The following is a 19,141-nucleotide window of genomic DNA, read 5'->3' as shown; positions in this document are numbered from 1 at the left end:
TTTGGAAAAATAGAGCTAGAAAATGTAATCTGGCTTTTAATAGAAATAGCACTTAGTCTACCCCCTATAAAAAAAACACTAACATGCAACTGTTATAAGTTTTTGATGTATAGAAAACTCAAAAGTTTAATGAGTGCGCTGTTATAGGGAAACATTATGGGTAAAAAAATACTAATTGCTGTCACAGCATTATTAGCGTCAATATACATTGGCTTTTGGGCAACCGCTCCTCGCTCAGTAGATCCTCAACAATATCAAATGCTTGCTGATAAATACCAAGTACGTATTGTGCGTGACAAATATGCGGTGCCACATATCTTTGGTGCTCGGGATGTAGATGCAGCCTTCGGGCTGGCTTATGCTCATGGGGAAGATGATTTTGAAACAATGCAGGATGTTTTGCTGGTTACTCGTGGCAAACTCGCAACCTTACATGGGGTAGACGCTGCTAAAACGGATTATTTGGTTCAGTTTATGGGGGTGTGGGATGTGGTCGATGCTGGTTATGAGAGCCGCATTAACCAGCAAACCCGTGATCATGCTCAGGCCTATGCGGATGGCGTCAACTATTATGCTTCTGAAAACCCAGACAAAATTGCTGCTGGATTGTTGCCTGTCACAGCCAAAGATATTGTTGCTGGCTTCACTTTTAAAACACCTTTGTTTTATGGTTTTGATCAGGCGGTTGCAGCTGTTGTCGAGGGTCGATACGGTACAGGGCTCGATAAACTGGCGTACTTACAAGTCACTGACTCACCTCAACCTGATCTTGGTAGCCAAGGAATTGCCATTGCACCGTCCCGTTCCGACGATGGTTATACACGCCTGCTGGTGAATTCTCATCAACCCCTTACCGGGCCAGTTGCTTGGTATGAAGCACGGGTAAAAACAGACCAAGGTTGGGACATGGCTGGCAGTACTTTTCCGGGGGCTCCGGTTATTTTACATGGCCACGGCCCCACACTTGGTTGGGCTAGCACAGTAAATAAACCAGATTTGGTGGATGTCTATCAATTAACGATTAATCCTAATAATGAGGACCAATATTTACTAGACGACCAATGGCGAAATTTTGAGGTAAAAGACGCTGCTATTGATGTGACTTTTTGGGGCCCGATCCGCTGGACGTTTCACGAAGCTATTTATCGCTCTGTTCATGGTCCTGTTTTCAAAACAGAAAAAGGGGCTTTTGCACTGCGTTGGGCTGGTATGGATGAAATGCGTACTCTCGAAGAGATGTTAGCCATGAACAAAGCGCGCACCAAAGCTGACTTTGAAGCGGCGCTTTCGATGACCGCCTCGCCTAGCATTAATTATGTGTATGCAGACAAAGAGGGCAATATTGCTCATTATTATAATGCGATGATGCCCAAGCGACCAGTAGGTGAGAAGTTTTCGAGCATAGATTGGCTTGGTTTAGTTCCAGGTGACCAATCAGACCTTATTTGGCAGGGATATTATCCCTTTGAACGCATGCCGAGCACTGTTAATCCTCCATCCGGTTTTGTCTATAATGCCAACAACTCCCCATATCACTCGTCAGTGGGTGAGGGCCAACCTAAACCCCAAGATTATGAGTCATCAATGGGCATCCAGACTAATGTGAGCAATCGAGCTTTGCGCATCGAAGCACTATTTGGTGATGATGAAGCAATCAGCCGAGAAGATTTACATAACTATAAGTATGACAATCGTTACGCCGAGGGATCAGTGGTTGACCATGTGATAAAACGCTTGTTAGCCATGTCTTTTGAACCGGAAAGTGAGCTGCAAGCAGGGCAAAAACTTCTGCAAAGTTGGGATTTAGCAACTGATGCAGAAAGTAGAATAGCAGCATTAGGTGTGTTGACTAGCAGTCCCTTTGTTATGGCGTTGATGCGAGAGGAGCCAGAACCCGATTTGACCGAAGTTTTTGAAAAATCACTGACTCTTTTGCAACATCATTTTGGTCGGATTGACCCTAAATGGGGCGAAGTCAACCGGCTAGTGCGTGGTGATAAAAGTTGGCCACTGTCTGGTGCTCCCGATGTGTTGCGAGCCGTATATGGTGAATTTGATGAAGAGGCGGGCTATCAAAAAGCAACCGCCGGAGACAGCTACATTATGTTTGTTGAATGGGCACCAGATGGTAAAGTTTCGTCGCGCACTATACACAACTTTGGCAGCGCAACCCTAGATGCTACGTCGAGTCACTATGATGATCAGGCACCCATATTTGCGTCTGAAAAAGAGCGGGCTCTACCCTTAGATATGGCTACACTTATGGCTGAGAAAACCAGTGATAAGCGAATTGGTGGGTATTAAGCGGCCGTTTAATAAGATACTCATTGTAACTTTGCAATGAGTGTTTTGGCTGTGTTACTAAATTTGTCCATGTTTTAAAAATAACTTTGCAACAAAATCTTCATTATCAATTTGCTCAAGTGTCTATGAATATTTTCTTGAATCTCAATGGGTTTAGCGCATAATTTTGAAAAATCATCCAAGTTCTGAATTATTGGAGAGTGAATGAAACATAGATTTTTTGCGAAAACCACAAAACAACAATTTGCCATTCAATGCAAAATTGTAGCCTTTGCAATGCTCTGCAATATTATTCTCGGGGTTATGTTTTTTTTATTAGACGTTAGTTTCCTTGTGATTCTATCATTCTCAATCACCCTATCAATTATCGCGCCTTTTATTGATGTACCATCAGGGGTGAAAAGCGGCAGCCTACATTACTATTCGCCATTGCTAATAGGTGAAACTGTGAAAAATGGAATTTTGACATTGCATAGCGGTACTTTGTTTGATTATTACTATGTGTTAGACAAAAACACCACTAAATCAGAACGTAAAAAACAGATTTATAGAGCCTATATTCAAGGCTTGATTAATCTTATTGAGGAATACCAAAAAACTTGTCCCAATGCTATAAAAATTAAGGCTACCAGCTACATTATTAATGCTAGAACCGCACAAAAAATAGGTATGCAACCAGTTACGCCAAGTTTTTTGCAACGCATCATTTTGTATTACAATTATTTTAATCTGCTATGTTCGTTGTCATTGTTAAATGCAAAGTTGAGTTTTCCTAACCTGGGAAAGTTGGGAGCATTCGAAGGTGATTTAGACGAATTGATAAATAGGAAACAATATTTAATCGTGTTAAAAAACCGTCTATAAACATTGAGATATACAGTTGTCAGTAATTGGAATATAGATGAATATTTGGTTTACGAGTAATCTTGGCGATCCCATGTTGGCCGACGAGGCATTAGCTCATATCAAGGCGGTTTTTTTGTCACAAGACAAGAAAATCAACAGCTCAAATGAAATGTCGGTATTTTTTCGCCATGAATCTACTAGGCAAGTCCACTGCCAGCTCAAAGTATACTTCTCACCAGCAACTATTGTAGTAGCCAAAGCGGTAGATGCTATACCGTGCAAAAAGCCCTCTATAGACGGTTTGGGCTTGTTAGTGGGTTCAAAAGAATCTTGGTCGGTTCTCTTTCCCAGAAATGCTGATTTTTAGTATCAGTGATCTATACCATTATGCTAAAAGTGGCGCTGTAGATGTTGGAAAAATGAACCTCTAGAGTTTTAATAATATTTTATAAAATTAACTTTAAAACAAAAGCTCCTTTACCCATGTTGTTAAATTACTCTAAAAATCCTCCCTTATAGTAAAAACACAGTTCCTAGGCCCAAAAATGCTACAAAACCAACGATATCGGTGACTGTGGTTAATATAACTGAGCCAGAAAGTGCTGGGTCAATTTTGTATTTATCGAGGATCACCGGCACAAATACTCCAGCCAATGCTGCTGCAATGATGTTCAGAAAAATAGCGATCCCAATAACCAAACCTAACAGAGGATCGTTAAACCACAGTAGTGCAACTACACCTATAACCACAGCCCAGATCACTCCATTTAAACCGCCTACTTTAAATTCTTTAGAGAGTAATGCTCCGACGTTGGCTGAGGTGACTTGCTTGAGGGCCAGACCACGAATAATGAGTGTTAATGTTTGGCTACCGGCAATACCTCCCATACTCGCCACTACTGGCATTAAGACAGCTAAGGCGACAACTTGTTGAATGGTTGCTTCAAACATGCCAATAAAGGCACTGGCTACAAAGGCGGTTAGCAGGTTGATACCCAGCCAAATTGCTCTTCCTTTGGCGCTTTTACGCACGGGGGAGAATAAATCTTCGTCTTCATCCATACCGGCGCTGGCCATTATCTGTCCTTCATAATATTCCTGCATCAGTTCGGCTGCCGTTGTAACATCAATTCGACCAATGAGTTTTTCATTTTCATCCACAACGGGCAGGGCACCAAAGCCAGATAACAACACTTCTTTGGCTACCAGTTGTCCTTCTTCTACCGCACTAATGATCGGAAAATCATCTAATGACACATCGGTTAAATGCAAATGTTCAGGTAATACATGTAATTTTGCGATAGGGACAGCTTCAGAAAAATGACCTGAACGATTGATCAAAAATATCACGTCAGTATGGCGAGGCATTTCACGACGAATTAATCGTAATCCATCACGCACTTTGGCATTGATTGGTAAAACTAAATAGTCATGGGAAATCCAATGACCTATTTGTTCCTCAGGGTATTGGTCTGCTTCGGTATAGTACTGTTTTTGAAGTCTATCTAGGGCGGTATAGGCGCGTTCGAATAATTCTTGAGGTAAAGAGTCTGCTAATTCAAGCAAATCTTCAGCGTCAATATCTGTAAACAACACATCCCATTGCTCTGGCTCAGTAGCACTAACCAATACGGCCCTAGGATCGCTACGCATCTCAATTAAAACATCGAGCTTTTTATGATCAGGTATGGTTTGCCAAAGAATAATTCTTTCTTGGATCGGTAAAGATTCAAGTAATAAAGCAAGCTCAACTTCATCAGCCTGAGCGAGAACTGTTGCAGTGTCACTTGTTTCTGAATACAAGTCTGACTGACTTATCACTTCTTCAATTCTGTCGGGCAAAACTTCTGACATATTCTGGCTCCAGGATGATCATTCTTAATTTTATTGTGTGGCGTTAGACGTGAGCAGGGGGCTAATAGTCACAAGTCTGAGGCGGAAAGTTATTTAAAAACTATAAGGTTTTTGACTTTCTATCAAAGCTTTGACGAGTTGGCTTAGCTCTTTTGGTGACCTGAAACAGCAACTGTACTCACCCATTGCCCATGTCTTATTTATGGCATATCTGTAGAATTGACAAGAATATCATTGAAAATACTCTTAAATGGTTCTAAATCTTTGATTGCATTACAATGTGTGTCTGCGCAACTACCCTCGTTAATCAATCCAAGGAATATTTATCTATGTCATTTGGTGCATTAGGTTTATGTGAAGAACTGTTAAAAACTGTTGCAGAACAAGGTTATACCAAGCCATCTCCGATACAGATTAAAGCTATTCCGGCGGTGCTTAGTGGTCGTGACGTAATGGCGGTGGCAAACACTGGCACCGGTAAAACGGCTGGGTTTACCTTACCTGTGGTGCAGTTATTGTCAGGCGGCGCTAACATGGATGCACCTACCTTGCAGGCCAAATGTGTGCGGGCGTTAGTTATTACGCCAACTCGTGAGCTTGCTGCACAGGTTGCCGATAATGTTAAAAATTACAGCCGCCGTATGAATATTCGTTCTGTGGCGGTGTTTGGTGGGGTGAGGATTGAGCCACAGATAGCAGAGCTGCAAGCTGGTGTAGACGTGCTTGTTGCTACTCCTGGTCGTTTGCTTGATCTTTATAATCAACAGGCGATTAACTTTGATCAGCTTGAAATATTGGTATTAGATGAGGCAGATCGCATGTTGGATTTAGGGTTTATTGACGATATCCACCATATTCAAAAGCTACTGCCTAAGACACGTCAAACTTTGATGTTTTCAGCAACGTTTTCTAACGAGATCAAGTCGCTTGCTAGAGGTATGTTAAATAGTCCACTTTTGATTGATGTGGCTGCTGCAAACAGCACTGTGGAGAAGGTTAAGCAGAAATTACATCCTGTAGATAAATCCCGTAAGGGTGAGATGTTGATCCACCTGATTAAAAAGAATAAGTGGCGACAAGTCTTGGTTTTTAGTCGCACTAAGCAGGGAGCGGATAGTTTAGTCGCTGTACTGGAAAAGGCTGGTATTAGTGCTGCATCAATCCATGCTAATAGAACTCAGCATGCGCGGACATTGGCCTTAGATGGGTTTAAAAACGGCAATGTGAAAATATTGGTCGCTACTGATATCGCCTCTAGGGGGATTGATGTCAATCAATTACCTTGTGTGGTTAACTTCGATCTGCCTTATGTACCAGAAGACTATGTGCATCGTATTGGCCGTACTGGCCGTGCGGGGACTTTCGGCTTAGCGATTTCATTGTTCAGTGAGGATGAATCTAAACAATTGAAGTCTATTGAAGCTTTGATTGGACGTAAATTTGAGCGTGAAATTATCTCAGGTTTTGCGCCTAACAAGCAGGCAGAAACAGGATCAGCAGATGAAGATTTGTACGGTAATTTTGAAGCTGATGCTAAGCCCCTGCGGCGAGGCCAATCTAAAGGCCGTGGTAGGCGTGGCGGAAACTAATCAAAATCGTTAATGTGAAAAACGAAAATATTAATTTTACTGTGCTTTAATGCCAATGTATTGAGAATGAGCTAAAAGGGTTATGAATATCTCTGAACATGTGACTTCTGAAACACTCGTTGAAACTCCAATAGCAGCAATAGAGCTCGCTAGGAAAGCTTTAACTAGTGGCATGACTGGTTCTTTATTTGCTGCAGCCCAGAATACATACCAAGATATCGCTGCCTTCATGGTGAGCCAATACACGGATACTGTAGCAGCGCCCCTTCCCCAAGAATACAAATATCTACCCCATGCTTCCTCGGTGAGTCTCGGAGCTATTGATGATAAAGCCCTTGTTGACGTCTTATTAGCTGAAATTGGGCGAGGTACTGCCGGTTGTTTTGTCCGCAAGATGTTGGGGAGTAACGAGGTGCTTTGCGATTTGGATCAGGCTTGGATACGCCGACAGTATGCTCTACACCTTTATCCTTTGAAACATGCCGCGCACGGTTGGCATCAAGATGGAGCCTTGGGTTTTGATTTTCTAAAGGCGGCTAGTGCACTAAAGGAACCAGAAGCACTGTTACCAACTGTTACTTGTTGGATTGCTTTAACTGAGTGCGGAGTAGATGCTCCTGGATTGGAATTTGTATCCCAGGATATTCGTTCATTACTACTTCCAGAGGAATTGACTGATAACAACATTTTCAATCGTTTTTCCGCAGATTCATTTTTCAAACCTCAGATGGAAGCGGGTGATGCTGTTATTTTTAGTGGTGCATCGCTGCATCGGACTCATGTGTTAAAAGAAATGCAGTCGAATCGAACCAGTGTCGAATTGCGGTTTGTTGCCAAGGATAATATTCCGCAACGTTTGTTAGGTGATTGTTTTGTTGCCTTGCCCCGAGCAGTAGACTAAGGATCTAATTCACTAGGCTAAAAGGACGAGCAGTAAAATTTGCAGATTTATTTGCTACTGTGGTAACGAAACTAGACAATAGCGAATTAACCTAACAGCGTACCCTTAAATAATGTCAGATTTTAAAAAAACTTTTTATGGAAAATAGTTATACCCCAGGGAAACACCTGCTTTTAGACCTATATCAAGCAATTCACCTAAGTGACAAGAGTGTCATTGAGAAAGCATTATTGGAAGCAGCAGAGGCTTGCGACGCTAAGGTCTTACAAAAGAACTTTCACAGTTTTGGAGAAGAACAAGGCATTACTGGCATGTTGTTACTTGCCGAATCCCATATAAGCATTCATACATGGCCAGAAAGTCACTTTGCCGCCGTAGATATATTTATGTGTGGTAACTGCGATCCAGAACTCGCCATAGCGCCTATCAAGAAATATTTACACCCCAAAAGTGTCGATGTGCGTGAGTTTGATAGAGGCACTTCATTAAACAAAACATCGTTACTAGATAAGTCCAGTTGATATGACGAATGCTCAAACAGATTTGACTAAGGAAGCATCTAAGCATAAACAATCCGCGACTTTGATTTATGCCGCATTTATCGCTGGCTTATGCTCGATTATTTATGAACTGCTGATTGCCACCACTGTGTCTTATTTTATGGGCGACAGTGTGAAATTTTTCTCACTTACCATTGGCTTATATATGGCAGCAATGGGCTTTGGCTCTTATTTATCTAAATTCATTACGGACAAACTATTACAAAAATTTGTGATTGCCGAAATCCTACTCGGACTCATCGGTGGTATGAGTATCCCATTATTGTATTTTACCTATACCACCACCGCATTATTCTACCCAACTTATGTAGTACTCACTTTATGTATTGGTTTTTTAATCGGGTTAGAAATTCCATTCCTAACCCGATTAATGGATAATTATCAGGCACTTAAATCCAACATTGCGAATATATTATCTTTCGATTATTTAGGTGCTTTGATTGCAACTATTGCATTTCCGTTTTTTCTTTTACCTGTAATGGGCATTTACCAATCATCATTGTTGTTTGGGCTTATTAATATGTCCATTGCTGCAGTGGTTTTATATTCATTTAGAAAATCCCTCGGAAAAACGGCCCAAAAACTACAACTTTTAACAGCCGCTATGAGTTTAGTTATTTTGGTTATGTTAGTGTTTTCTAGTCAGGCCTTGAAGCAATGGGATCAAATGCTCTACAACGGGCGTATTGTGCATAGCGAACAAACCCCGTATCAAAAAATAACCCTGACCAAAAGCAAAGACGATCTGCGGCTTTACTTAAATGGTGTTTTACAGTTTTCGTCTGTGGATGAATATCGATACCATGAATCATTAGTAATGGTGCCTATGACATACGCGGATAACCCCATCAAACGTGTATTAGTGTTAGGCGCAGGTGACGGTTTAGCGGTAAGAGAACTTCTTAAATATCCAGAAATTCAAGAAATTGTATTAGTTGACTTAGATGCGCGAATGACAGAATTAGCAAAAAATAATGCCCATCTAGTAGACATTAACTTAGCCAGTTTAACGAATAAAAAAGTACAAGTTGTGATTGATGATGCTTTTGTTTTTCTCGAGAAAAACCAACAAACTTTTGATCTTATCATTAACGATTTACCCGACCCCAATACCATTTCACTTTCTCGTTTATATAGTAAACAGTACTACCGATTAGCCAAAGAAAATTTAAGCTCTAACGGCATTATGGTGACCCAAGCAACTAGCCCGTTTTTTGTTAAACCTGCATTTTGGAGTATTGCAAAAACCATAGAAGCAGCCGGATTTGATTACACCTATCCGTACCATACTAATGTGCCGTCTTTTGGTGATTGGGGCTTTGTACTAAGCGGCCTGCAACCTATAAGTTTAGTACCTAAACGTTCCCTAGACGATAGTCTATTTTTAAGCCAAGAAACTATCTTATCTATGTTTGTTTTTGCAAAAGATATTCAAGAAATAGCGGTTGAAATAAATCAAATTGATAAACCTGTCGTACTCGATTATTACCTAAATAGTTGGCGCTATTTTAGTGACTAAAAACACCTGAATTATTTTAATGGCGAAAAATTTGTTGCGGTTAAATATTCGGACGTTAGATTTTTTACAATTGGTCCATTTTCGCGAGATGCGGCATATACCTTTTTCCATAAAGGATCAGCAATAAAGAACTGCCAGTTTTTATCAGTCTGTTGTTTGCTTGCATGAGAAATTATATAAATTAAGGTGTTTTTTTTCTTTAGTTGGGATCCAGTAACCTGCATTAATCACTATGATTCTAATAGTAGAAAGTTGGCTATTTAAATGACATCTTTTAATTTATAACAATCCCATTGATGAAGTGACCTCTCAGCGAGATTTACCTGCAAATATCACTGACGTAACGCTTTTTTATCAATTTTCCCGACTGGTGTGAGTGGTATGGTGTCGATAATATGAATATGTTTTGGTGTTTTAAAGGCAGCCATTGATCCATGGCAAAATGTTAATATTTTATCTTTTACTGTGTTGTGATCCGCTTCCTTATAATTGGAGGATAACTCAACATACAAATTAACAATATCATTGCCTGGACGGGCTTTATCTTCGCTACCTATTACCGCACAAGCCGCAATTTCAGGTATAGCGGAAAGTTTATCTTCTACTTCGACTGAGAACACTTTAAAACCGCCAACAATCAACATATCTTTAGCGCGATCACAAAGGAAAATGTAACCTTCTTCGTCCATGTAACCCACATCGCCAGAAAACATCCAACGCTCGCCGTCTATCTCTCGCAGTGCTTTGGCCGATTCGTTCGGCAAGTTCAAATAGCCTTTCATAACTTGTGGGCCAGTACAAATAATCTCTCCTGCTTCGCCGTAGGGCATGTCTTGAGTACCCGTTTCAACATCGCGAATACGCACCTTTGCATTTGGTACAGGAAAGCCGATTGAGCCAAGTTTGTATCGCTTAGGTGGATTGGCAGTGTAGCAAGGTGCCGTTTCGGTCATGCCAAAGGCATCAGATATTTTATTTGTGCCAATAACCGCTGAAATTGCGTCGTAACTTCCGCGAGTGAGTGGGGCGGCTCCTGATACTGCTACTCTTAGATTAGAAAAATCTAGGGTGCTAAATGCTGGGTTTGCAACTAACAAGTCGTATAGTGCCGGAACACCTATCAATACGTTTGCAGGATGTTTTTGAAGTTGTGCGCAAATAAAATCAGTGTCCCTTGGATTTGGCACTAAGATCATCAGACCACCATAGATTGCTGAGGCAATAGCATTAGCGAGTCCAGCAATATGGAACATCGGAAACGCGCTTAATAGTGTCTCTTGGCTTCCCTCAAATGGATTTACTGCCATGGATTGAGAAGTATTATGCATAACATTTCGATGGGACAACATCGCGCCCTTAGGTTTGCCTGTGGTTCCACCGGTATATTGGATCATAAAGGTATCGTTCCAATGGATATCGGTTTGTCTATATTCATCTGATGCCGCTTGAGTGAGCCGTAAAAAAGGTAATACTTCACAATGTTTAATTTCTGGAAGATCAAAATCTGTTGGCGCTAGTAGATCTGCCGCCCCTGTTACAATTACATATTCTAAGCAATCTGGAGTTTCAGGCATATTTGTTAGGGCTAAAGAGAGTTCGCTTAAGGTGATAATGACTTTAATGCCAGCGTCTTGAATTTGATATGCCACTTCTGGAGGAGCTAATAGTGGCGAAACCCCCGAACCTATTGCACCTATCTTACTGATTGCCGCCAGCATAATTGGATATTGCGGGATATTAGGCAGGTGAATACCAACAACATCGCCTTTTTTAACACCCAATTTACCCAAGGCATTGGCTAGGCGGTTCGCTTGTTTATTGTATTCTGCGTAGCTAATCCCCCGTGCTATATACCACATAGCAATGGCTTCAGGCTGATTAAGGGCATGCTCCTCTATGAAGCTACCAAAGGGTCTATCTTCAAACTCAGGGGTGATAATGCCTAACGATTCGTAGTGAGCTAACCATGGAAAATTCATCATGCGTTCCTTATCCGTTGAATGAAAATTAAAGACAACGCTAAATCAGCGGACAGTCAATACTTGAAAATTGATGTCTAGGCGTTTCAATAACTTATATATGTAAATGTGTCAGGTTATGTACAAGGCGTCTAGTGCTTTTATTAGGTTTATAGGCAACTATCAACTTAAAAAATGTACTGAATTCCAAGGTTATCTGATGAAAAAACTAGATGCTGCAGCAACTAGATCTAAATAGAGACTTAGCAAGTCATCCTTTGTACCTATTCTCAAATGCCCTTAAATATTTGATTGAATTACCTAAGCTGTCAGCGTAATTTGGTTTACTCAAATCAAAATGAATTTTAATCAGTTGTTGTCTGATGTTTACTTTGTGTCATTAAGGGTTTTTATGGGTAATGTGTTGTTGGTAACCAGTCTTTTAGTGTTGGGGTTGAGTGGTTGTGCACAGTCAAGAGTGGTGGCTTCGGATCCAACTGAACTTAAAAAAAATGACAGCAAATATGCTTTTGGTGAAAAATGTGAAGATGCTAAATATCAGCTTGATAAAACGGTCGAAGAAGGCCAATTATCTAATTTGGAAGAACTAAAACGCAATATTGAATTGTATTGCGTTTGGCGCAGGAATTAGTGTTTTTAGCTACGAGCTGAAACCGGAGCATAACCAAGCGCGTTATGTACAGAAAACTCAATGATTAAATTAACTTTTCAATGGGTGCGGAGCTACTTATTGTCATTAATGATAATCTAAAGGAACAAAAATTGAGCTTTTGTAAATATGGTCAATATGAATCTAAATATATTGAATAAGTGTCAGGGTGAACTGTGCATTTTTAACGTCAGGTAAATCGGAATATTTATGAAAATTGAAGTATTAGACAACCCTGAACAAGAGTTGATAGATTTTCTAGATACAAAAATAGCAGATTTTAATTGGGAAAATTGGGAAGTTAACAAACGAGTTCCCTTAGCAGTGCAAATAAAGAATGACCAGGGTGATGTTATTGCTGGTGCAGCAGCTCGTACATTTGGTAATTGGTTATTATTAAATACATTGTGGGTTTCAGATGAGTTACGTGGGCAAAAAGTAGGTAGTAAAATATTAAAAGAAATTGAAGAGTCAGCTAAGAAGCGTGGATGTAAAAAATGTCTTTTAGACACACTTAATTTTCAAGCTATGCCGTTTTACGAAAAACACGGTTATAAAACCCAATGGATTCAGCAGGATTATCCTAAAACGGGTTGTAAGTATTTTATGGTCAAAGAATTATAATCTGAGATTAATGGTATGAGATTAACAAATATATTCGTTGTAGATTATACCGAAAGAATCAGAATGTTTGACTGAATTACAATAGGACTTAAAATTTTATTATTTTTCAGTTCTCAACAGAAGCTGCCTTACTGCTTTGTTGTAAGGTATATTCTGTCCGAATTTCCTCAATTCGCCCACTGGTTTTCATCTTTTGTAAAACAGCGGTGATTTTTGGTAAAATAGGTATGTTTTTTTTATGCAAATAGTGAAATAAATCAACTCTAATAAGACGATTTCCCTGAATATAAACATTCTTAGCCTTATTCTTTTTTATTATGCTAATCGCAGTGATTTCTGGTAAGACAGCGATATCAAAACGCCCTATTTTTAGCAAGTTTATAGCCTGTGAATATGTCGATACTTGATAACATGGAATATTTCTTTGGCTCAGGTTTTGTTCAACGAATAGCAAGCCTCTAACACAAACTAATTCATACTCTCTTAGACTTTCCCAATCCGACACTTGCAAGTTGTATTTTGCTGAAAACGCATACCCGTCAATATGATTAATGACAACAGGCACTTGTAATAAATTTTTAAATCGCTGATTGATGTGACCAATTCTTGCTAATTCGCCATCAACTTCACCATTATTAGATTTCACTAGCGAACGCATATTCGGGTAGCTTAATATGTCAACTTTAAGCGCTATTTGTTGGTAGGCTTCATGAATGACTTTGCCAGAAACTTCTTGTTCTAAAGTATCTACTCCAGTTGAAAAAACCAAGTTTTTACCAGTGCTAACAATAGATGTCGCCATCAGTATAATGGCAAAAAAAATGCGCTTTGGCATAACGTCCCTTTGAATTTTTTAAACGTTTTATTCCACATAAACACAATTTGCTAATATTGTAAATATACCAGAATTGTAAATCAGTTGTCGATTGGCAAGGAGTATAGCAGGATGTATTGAGCGCTAGGATAAATAGGTAAATGAATGCAGGAGAGGCCGCTCAGAATGAAGTTCTCAAAATTATCACCGTTGGATCGGTAAGATGTTATCGAAATATTCCAAATGCAGGCTTTTAACCGCTACGCGGTTAAAAAAGCTTTGGAGGGTCAACTTGAGATCCATCTTTGACTAACCCTTCAACTGGTTTAGGTTCTTTATGTCTTTTGACATTTATAGATAATATTTTTCTGGTCATGGTTTTGCTTTATAACGCTAGAGAATGAAGGTTTTCGAGGTGTTTGGGTAAATTAGCATAGCTGCATATTTAATTCTTAGTCTACAAAAAATTGAGCCGTAAAAGGGACAAAGTAGTGAGGTTGTCTATAAGATAAGTATCACTATACTTCTAGTGAAAATATTTTCACATAATTGATTAATTTTTAATGAGAGTAAGCGTAATTTGTAATTTACGCTTCCAGATAAATCTACGCTCTGCTATCGCTGCGGTTAACTTGCTTATTTTCATAATTATTGGCACCATATTTCTCTATTCCCAAGGTTGCATGACATAAAGGGAAAATAAATATTATAAATGGGAAAATATGAAATTACTGACGCCAAAAACACAGGCTTTCGATAGCTGGATCCGTAGCGATTTTGTGCAGCTTAATGATGAACTGGAAACGCTTTATTTTGAACAAGAAGACAAGTCTAATGTTGCGGGAATTGGTGATGACATTAAACAGCAATTGGAAAGGGAAGGGCGAGATTTAATAAAAGAATTATTAGCTGAGGGTAATACCGATCAGGGATTTGACAGTGCTTTTGATCTTTTAGGGAATGTGGGCCTGTATATGGCCGCATGTCGTCGTCACGAAATTACTGAACCGAGTCGAGAGACTCAATCACCCTTAGTTGAAGCATCCGCGCTAGCCATGCATATTGGCGCTTCTATTGGGGTGACACCACGTTTCGCTACTGCCCATTTAACCACCCATAACAGTGCCCAAAACGGTATCTATAAGCGCTTTACCAGCTTAAAAGATGAAAAACTGTTTTTGGATTTTAATACCCGCGGTATTTTGGCTTATAAACGAGCTGCAGATGCACTATTAAAAATTCAGCCGTTGGGGATCTCCCATCCTATCAGCCATGATTTACTGGTGACTTGCCAAAAGGCGTTGCAAGAAGTGATCGATTCTAATGCTATATTGTTTGAACGCTTAGATGCTACGCGCTTTTTCTATTGTGTTCGTCCTTACTATAAACCTTACCGTGTTGGCTCCCAGGTTTTTCGCGGTGCCAATGCTGGGGATTTTGCAGGGATCAATGTTATCGATATGCAGCTTGGCTTGTGTATGGCAAATGATCCCAATTATTCTCAGCTGTTAGTGGATAAATTTCTCTACATGATGCCCGAAGATCAAACTTTATTGCGCGACTGTATGCGCCGCGAAAGTATAATGAACGATTTTCTCATTGCTAAAGATTGCTCCGATCAAGACTGGTATCAAGCTAACTTAAAACAATTTTTAATCGCTTGTGAATTACATGGTGAAACAGCCAATCAGCACCATGAACAACTAGTTAATAAATATATTACTCAGCCGTCGACTGACCTCTCGCAAGCTCACTTAAAAACAGTGACAGCTAGTGGTCCGCCCCTTGCGGCTTTACTGAGTGGATTAGAAAAACTTAAAGATAAACGCATGGCAAATGAACGTAGCGATATTCTGACTCGTTTTGAAGATCTTAATAGTCTTAAGGCTAGCCTTAAATGACAGTTGCTTTAGCTACCCAAAACTATAAAGACGATTTTTGTCTTCCAAATAAAGGCTGTTATCTATTAAATCACTCGGTTGGACGCCCCTTAAAAAGCGCGCAACAGGCGTTTTCTGATGGCTTTTTTAGTCCGTGGCAAACGCAGAGTTCTGAGCCTTGGCAACAATGGCTGCAGAGCATCGAAACATTTCAGTCTGCTTTAGGACAACTCTTCAATCATGCCCCTGAGAATTTTTGCCCTCAGGCTAATTTATCCAGCGCTCTATCTAAGCTGGTTATGTCACATCCAAGATTGACCAAGCCATCCGCTAAGTTACTGATGAGTGAACAAGACTTCCCTAGCATGGGGTTTGCATTACGTCATGCGTTACCTGAATGTGAAATTTGTTTTATCCCTAAAGAGTTAGATATTACATGCTTAGATGTGTGGGAAAAACACTTAAGCCAAGACATAGATTTGGTGTTTATCAGCCAAGTGTATTCAAACTCTGGGCAACAGCCGCCAGTAAAATCCATAGTCGAACGCTCGAAACAGCAGGGTATATTTACCCTAATAGATGTGGCTCAATCAGCAGGAGTAATCTCCTTAGATCTTACCGAAACAGCTGCCGACTTTATGATTGGGTCATCAGTTAAATGGTTATGCTCAGGCCCTGGAGCCGCTTATTTATGGGTACATCCTAAACATATTGATGATTGTAAACCTAAAGACGTTGGTTGGTTTTCTCATGAAAATCCCTTTGAATTTAATATACATGATTTTCGCTACCACCAAGGGGCATTAAGATTTTGGGGTGGTACGCCTTCAGTGGCTCCCTTTATTTTAGCGGCCCATAGTATCAATTATGCTAATCAAATACCCACAGGCTTAGCTAGACGGCATAATCTGAGGCTTTTAACCTTGCTGCATAAAGCGTTTGGGGCGCAAATTGTGTCACCTAAAGAGGCCAATAAATGCAGTGGCACCGCTATATTGCAGTTTGGCGATGCCCAAGACGTTGTGCTCAATGCATTAAAGGCCGCTCATATAGGGGTAGATGCCCGTAGTTTAGGGATCCGTGTTTCCCCGCATATCTATAATGACGAAGACGATATAGTGCATATGATTGATGTGATAAATAAAGCCTGTTAATTCGATAGGAGCGTTGAGATTTTTTATTGCCTATAACACACTTAATAAGTTTATAAATAACCCCTTCTTTAATTAGAGCTTCATCTGCATTAGGGAAAGAGCTGCACTATGCCGCTTTTACCGTCCCAGTCACCTACTATCCAAATTTGTTCAAAGGGGTGGGTAGCGGGCACAGTGATACAATGTTGTAGAGCTTGGATCTGGGTTTTACTCCAAGCAGGATGAGCATTACGGATAACCAGCCAAACTCGCTTGGTCTTATAATGTTTAAAGGATTTATTAAACAGAATTCGGTTTAGCGCAGTTAACAGACGAGATCCAGGCTCAGTATTATTTTCTAATTCTTGCAGTTCTTGACGGGTCTTGTCACTTAATTCCCGTTTCAATATCTGCATGGCTTCTTGCTCACTGCCGTAAAGATGCGCCACTTCCAAATCTAAGCGTTCCCCTTCAAAACGACAAGACACATCGGGTTTAGAAGGGCGGTTATGCCAAAGGTGGCGGATTGCATGGCCTGTTTCGTGCTCATACCAACGCATAAAGAGTTTTGCAGCCTGATGCTCTAACACTATTTTTTCATGTTCACTGCTATTAAGTTCAGACACCACAATATTTCCCTGCCCAATTTCTCACAAATTACCAACAAAGCTGAGTAAAGAAAAGTGTTGAAAGACCAAAGACTTGCATAGGTTAGATATCAAAAATAGAAATATAGCTGTTCACTTTTTAATAATGGACAGTTTAGCCATATTTTCTGAATTTTTAGGTGGGTATTATTTGCACAATCGCGAGTGAGTATTTAAATGCTCCTAGCTAACTAAGAATTCATGGAGTAAGAATTAATGAAATTTTTAAATGTAAAATTAATGGTATTAGTATTCATCACTCAGATGGTTTTTGTACCTAACTCTATGGCTGGACTCATTGGTCCTAGTGGCTGGAATGGCGATAATATTAACGGATTTTTAGCGAATGGTGCTTTCCCGGGAATTGAAACTTCGGTGTCTAGGTTAGATTTTAACGGAGAGTGGATGTTCACCGCCATAGGACGAGAGTCGGGCAATACCAATGATATTGATAAGACCGCTAGTGCAGGTGTGGGATCGTTAGATTCCTTATTAACATTCTCTACTGCCAACACAAATAATTGGGGTGTTTGGGATACAGTTAACTTTGATACAGAAAATCTATTTTTCGAAGATTCGAATGGTCCTTGGAATGTTGCTCTGGATAATTTTGGGGCCTCCAATGACCCCGGCTTTAAATTATTCCGTTTAACGCAAAACACTACACTTACTTATCTATCGGGTAATCGCAGCTTATCGCTTTTTGTAGGCGATATTATTGTGGGCTTTAACGATAACCACCACAACAGTTCTGATGCTGACTATGACGATATCATTATCGCCATGCGATCGACTGCTGTTCCAGAACCAGGAAGTCTAGTTTTATTGGGGTTAGGGCTGTGCGGGTTAATGTTCGTGAAACGTAAATCAGCTTAAAGTTAATTTTATCCAGTTGCTAAAAAGCCTGCTTTCATAGCGGGCTTTAAATACATTTAATTCCTTGGTTATTTATTTCACTAGATTTGAGCAATTCATTTCATTGTAGTTAAAAGATAAAAAGATATTAACCCAGAGGAATAGGAGGGCACAGAGAAAAAAACGTAAATATCAATCTGTACTTCTATGCAGCGAAGTGCTTTGAGTTCTCTGTTATTAGTAGCTTTAGTGTTTGGGTTTTATCTATCTACTACTGTTTTTTACCCACATTGAATTCCGGTTATGTGCCAGAAAAGGCCGTTGGTTTTTTAATGAATCAGCGACTCCCGCAGATTGAGTTTTGCTTAAAAAGCACCACATATGTCTTTATAGATTTTTTCGCTACTGTTTTTTCAACAACTGTACGTTTAGTATCTATATTGGAAACAGCAATTAACTCAATTGATGTTATCGAACGTTAATTTCACCACGTGGCTCCTAAATATGATAATTGTTCAAAACACATTCCATTTGTTAAGCAAATCGAAGTCAGAAGTGATTGATTTAATGAAGAACATGGTTCTGCTGTGCAGAAAAGAACAAGGCTGCATCAGCTATGAATACTTCGAAGGTATCACCGATTCTAATCAAATCATTTTGTTACAGGAATGGGAAAACGCCGAGAGCCTTCAAGGTCACTACCAGACCGAGCACATGGATGATTTTATGAGCAAACTGATCCAGCATTTAGAGAAGCCAATCATTACCCGCAGTTATTTTGCCCAGAAAGAGGAAGTTGCTGTCGCCACCAAAAAGTCTACCGCCCAACAAACCATTCACTAAGCAACTACTTTTTTAAGCCGTATGGTGTGATCTGCGGAGCAATAAAAAAGTAAAAATCATTTTAACTGAGTTACAAATAAATCAATCAGTGACGGCCTGAAACTGGCTCAAAGCGACTAAATTATTATGGCCGTGATGTGCCCA

18 protein-coding genes are annotated in these 19,141 nt (G+C 39.9%); 13 read left to right on the top strand and 5 right to left on the bottom strand.

What is annotated here, in order from left to right; genetic code table 11:
* Positions 1–156 precede the first annotated feature (156 nt).
* The 3 genes from GARC_RS14410 (at position 157) to GARC_RS14400 (ending at position 3,517) form a co-directional block, all read left to right on the top strand.
* Complete coding sequence (locus GARC_RS14410; RefSeq protein ID WP_007621402.1) at positions 157–2,304, top strand: penicillin acylase family protein; 2,148 nt, start codon at positions 157–159, stop codon at positions 2,302–2,304.
* A 204-nt stretch (positions 2,305–2,508) separates the two neighbouring features.
* Positions 2,509–3,168, top strand: a complete 660-nt coding sequence (locus GARC_RS14405) for a hypothetical protein (RefSeq protein WP_007621401.1) — start codon at positions 2,509–2,511, stop codon at positions 3,166–3,168.
* Positions 3,169–3,205: 37 nt separating this feature from the next.
* Positions 3,206–3,517, top strand: a complete 312-nt coding sequence (locus GARC_RS14400; protein WP_007621400.1) for a hypothetical protein — start codon at positions 3,206–3,208, stop codon at positions 3,515–3,517.
* A 146-nt stretch (positions 3,518–3,663) separates the two neighbouring features.
* Here the strand turns inward: GARC_RS14400 and GARC_RS14395 are convergent, their stop codons facing one another.
* Complete coding sequence (locus GARC_RS14395; protein WP_007621399.1) at positions 3,664–5,004, bottom strand: magnesium transporter; 1,341 nt, start codon at positions 5,002–5,004, stop codon at positions 3,664–3,666.
* Positions 5,005–5,333: 329 nt separating this feature from the next.
* On the opposite strand from GARC_RS14395, the gene GARC_RS14390 reads away from it, so the two are divergent.
* The 4 genes from GARC_RS14390 (at position 5,334) to GARC_RS14375 (ending at position 9,573) form a co-directional block, all read left to right on the top strand.
* Positions 5,334–6,593 carry a DEAD/DEAH box helicase gene (locus GARC_RS14390; RefSeq protein ID WP_007621398.1) on the top strand — a complete coding sequence of 420 codons (1,260 nt, stop codon included), beginning with the start codon at positions 5,334–5,336 and terminating at the stop codon, positions 6,591–6,593.
* Between the two features lie 82 nt (positions 6,594–6,675).
* The gene (locus GARC_RS14385; protein ID WP_007621390.1) at positions 6,676–7,494 is read left to right on the top strand and encodes a phytanoyl-CoA dioxygenase family protein; all 819 of its coding nucleotides are present in this window, start codon (positions 6,676–6,678) and stop codon (positions 7,492–7,494) included.
* A gap of 137 nt (positions 7,495–7,631) precedes the next feature.
* A complete protein-coding gene (gene speD, locus GARC_RS14380) occupies positions 7,632–8,015 on the top strand; it encodes an adenosylmethionine decarboxylase (RefSeq protein ID WP_007621388.1) in 384 nt (127 codons plus the stop codon).
* 1 nt (position 8,016) lies between these two features.
* The gene (locus GARC_RS14375; protein ID WP_007621378.1) at positions 8,017–9,573 is read left to right on the top strand and encodes a polyamine aminopropyltransferase; all 1,557 of its coding nucleotides are present in this window, start codon (positions 8,017–8,019) and stop codon (positions 9,571–9,573) included.
* Between the two features lie 11 nt (positions 9,574–9,584).
* Here the strand turns inward: GARC_RS14375 and GARC_RS27735 are convergent, their stop codons facing one another.
* Both GARC_RS27735 and GARC_RS14365 read right to left on the bottom strand, forming a co-directional pair.
* Complete coding sequence (locus GARC_RS27735) at positions 9,585–9,797, bottom strand: NIPSNAP family protein (protein WP_007621376.1); 213 nt, start codon at positions 9,795–9,797, stop codon at positions 9,585–9,587.
* Positions 9,798–9,905: 108 nt separating this feature from the next.
* A complete protein-coding gene (locus GARC_RS14365; protein WP_226989165.1) occupies positions 9,906–11,555 on the bottom strand; it encodes a class I adenylate-forming enzyme family protein in 1,650 nt (549 codons plus the stop codon).
* Positions 11,556–11,889: 334 nt separating this feature from the next.
* Here GARC_RS14365 and GARC_RS14360 point away from each other — a divergent pair, with 334 nt between their 5' ends.
* The gene (locus GARC_RS14360) at positions 11,890–12,183 is read left to right on the top strand and encodes a hypothetical protein (protein WP_007621370.1); all 294 of its coding nucleotides are present in this window, start codon (positions 11,890–11,892) and stop codon (positions 12,181–12,183) included.
* A gap of 228 nt (positions 12,184–12,411) precedes the next feature.
* On the top strand, positions 12,412–12,825 hold the full coding sequence (locus GARC_RS14355) for a GNAT family N-acetyltransferase (RefSeq protein ID WP_007621368.1): 414 nt from the start codon (positions 12,412–12,414) through the stop codon (positions 12,823–12,825).
* 106 nt (positions 12,826–12,931) lie between these two features.
* Here GARC_RS14355 and GARC_RS14350 read toward each other — a convergent pair whose 3' ends face one another.
* Entirely contained in the window at positions 12,932–13,627 is a 696-nt protein-coding gene (locus GARC_RS14350; protein WP_161603934.1) for a substrate-binding periplasmic protein, read from the bottom strand.
* A 734-nt stretch (positions 13,628–14,361) separates the two neighbouring features.
* On the opposite strand from GARC_RS14350, the gene GARC_RS14345 reads away from it, so the two are divergent.
* A complete protein-coding gene (locus GARC_RS14345; RefSeq protein ID WP_007621366.1) occupies positions 14,362–15,540 on the top strand; it encodes a PrnB family protein in 1,179 nt (392 codons plus the stop codon).
* Positions 15,537–16,673 (top strand): aminotransferase class V-fold PLP-dependent enzyme, encoded by a 1,137-nt coding sequence (locus GARC_RS14340; protein ID WP_007621365.1) that lies wholly within the window; start codon positions 15,537–15,539, stop codon positions 16,671–16,673. Before GARC_RS14345 ends, GARC_RS14340 begins: the two co-directional genes overlap by 4 nt.
* Positions 16,674–16,762: 89 nt before the next feature.
* Here GARC_RS14340 and GARC_RS14335 read toward each other — a convergent pair whose 3' ends face one another.
* Positions 16,763–17,278 carry a hypothetical protein gene (locus GARC_RS14335; RefSeq protein ID WP_039989738.1) on the bottom strand — a complete coding sequence of 172 codons (516 nt, stop codon included), beginning with the start codon at positions 17,276–17,278 and terminating at the stop codon, positions 16,763–16,765.
* 237 nt (positions 17,279–17,515) lie between these two features.
* On the opposite strand from GARC_RS14335, the gene GARC_RS14330 reads away from it, so the two are divergent.
* The gene (locus GARC_RS14330; RefSeq protein ID WP_007621362.1) at positions 17,516–18,175 is read left to right on the top strand and encodes a PEP-CTERM sorting domain-containing protein; all 660 of its coding nucleotides are present in this window, start codon (positions 17,516–17,518) and stop codon (positions 18,173–18,175) included.
* Between the two features lie 483 nt (positions 18,176–18,658).
* A complete protein-coding gene (locus tag GARC_RS14325; RefSeq protein ID WP_039989718.1) occupies positions 18,659–18,997 on the top strand; it encodes a putative quinol monooxygenase in 339 nt (112 codons plus the stop codon).
* The last annotated feature ends 144 nt before the right edge of the window (positions 18,998–19,141 follow it).

Origin of the sequence: Paraglaciecola arctica BSs20135 (assembly GCF_000314995.1) — a bacterium.
In the GTDB taxonomy this organism is placed as follows: domain Bacteria; phylum Pseudomonadota; class Gammaproteobacteria; order Enterobacterales; family Alteromonadaceae; genus Paraglaciecola; species Paraglaciecola arctica.
This window is presented reverse-complemented; position numbering and strand designations above follow the sequence as displayed.

What these genes read in the sequence shown, in the direction of transcription:
- GARC_RS14355 (WP_007621368.1), top strand. Translation starts at nt 12,412, where the DNA reads ATGAAAATTGAAGTATTAGACAACCCTGAACAAGAGTTGATAGATTTT.
- GARC_RS14345 (WP_007621366.1), top strand. Translation starts at nt 14,362, where the DNA reads ATGAAATTACTGACGCCAAAAACACAGGCTTTCGATAGCTGGATCCGT.
- GARC_RS14360 (WP_007621370.1), top strand. Translation starts at nt 11,890, where the DNA reads ATGAATTTTAATCAGTTGTTGTCTGATGTTTACTTTGTGTCATTAAGG.
- GARC_RS14395 (WP_007621399.1), bottom strand. Translation starts at nt 5,004, where the DNA reads ATGTCAGAAGTTTTGCCCGACAGAATTGAAGAAGTGATAAGTCAGTCA.
- GARC_RS14325 (WP_039989718.1), top strand. Translation starts at nt 18,659, where the DNA reads ATGATAATTGTTCAAAACACATTCCATTTGTTAAGCAAATCGAAGTCA.
- GARC_RS14350 (WP_161603934.1), bottom strand. Translation starts at nt 13,627, where the DNA reads ATGGCGACATCTATTGTTAGCACTGGTAAAAACTTGGTTTTTTCAACT.
- GARC_RS14365 (WP_226989165.1), bottom strand. Translation starts at nt 11,555, where the DNA reads ATGATGAATTTTCCATGGTTAGCTCACTACGAATCGTTAGGCATTATC.
- GARC_RS14375 (WP_007621378.1), top strand. Translation starts at nt 8,017, where the DNA reads ATGACGAATGCTCAAACAGATTTGACTAAGGAAGCATCTAAGCATAAA.
- GARC_RS14410 (WP_007621402.1), top strand. Translation starts at nt 157, where the DNA reads ATGGGTAAAAAAATACTAATTGCTGTCACAGCATTATTAGCGTCAATA.
- GARC_RS14385 (WP_007621390.1), top strand. Translation starts at nt 6,676, where the DNA reads ATGAATATCTCTGAACATGTGACTTCTGAAACACTCGTTGAAACTCCA.
- GARC_RS14400 (WP_007621400.1), top strand. Translation starts at nt 3,206, where the DNA reads ATGAATATTTGGTTTACGAGTAATCTTGGCGATCCCATGTTGGCCGAC.
- GARC_RS14340 (WP_007621365.1), top strand. Translation starts at nt 15,537, where the DNA reads ATGACAGTTGCTTTAGCTACCCAAAACTATAAAGACGATTTTTGTCTT.
- GARC_RS14405 (WP_007621401.1), top strand. Translation starts at nt 2,509, where the DNA reads ATGAAACATAGATTTTTTGCGAAAACCACAAAACAACAATTTGCCATT.
- GARC_RS27735 (WP_007621376.1), bottom strand. Translation starts at nt 9,797, where the DNA reads ATGCAGGTTACTGGATCCCAACTAAAGAAAAAAAACACCTTAATTTAT.
- GARC_RS14330 (WP_007621362.1), top strand. Translation starts at nt 17,516, where the DNA reads ATGAAATTTTTAAATGTAAAATTAATGGTATTAGTATTCATCACTCAG.
- GARC_RS14390 (WP_007621398.1), top strand. Translation starts at nt 5,334, where the DNA reads ATGTCATTTGGTGCATTAGGTTTATGTGAAGAACTGTTAAAAACTGTT.
- speD (WP_007621388.1), top strand. Translation starts at nt 7,632, where the DNA reads ATGGAAAATAGTTATACCCCAGGGAAACACCTGCTTTTAGACCTATAT.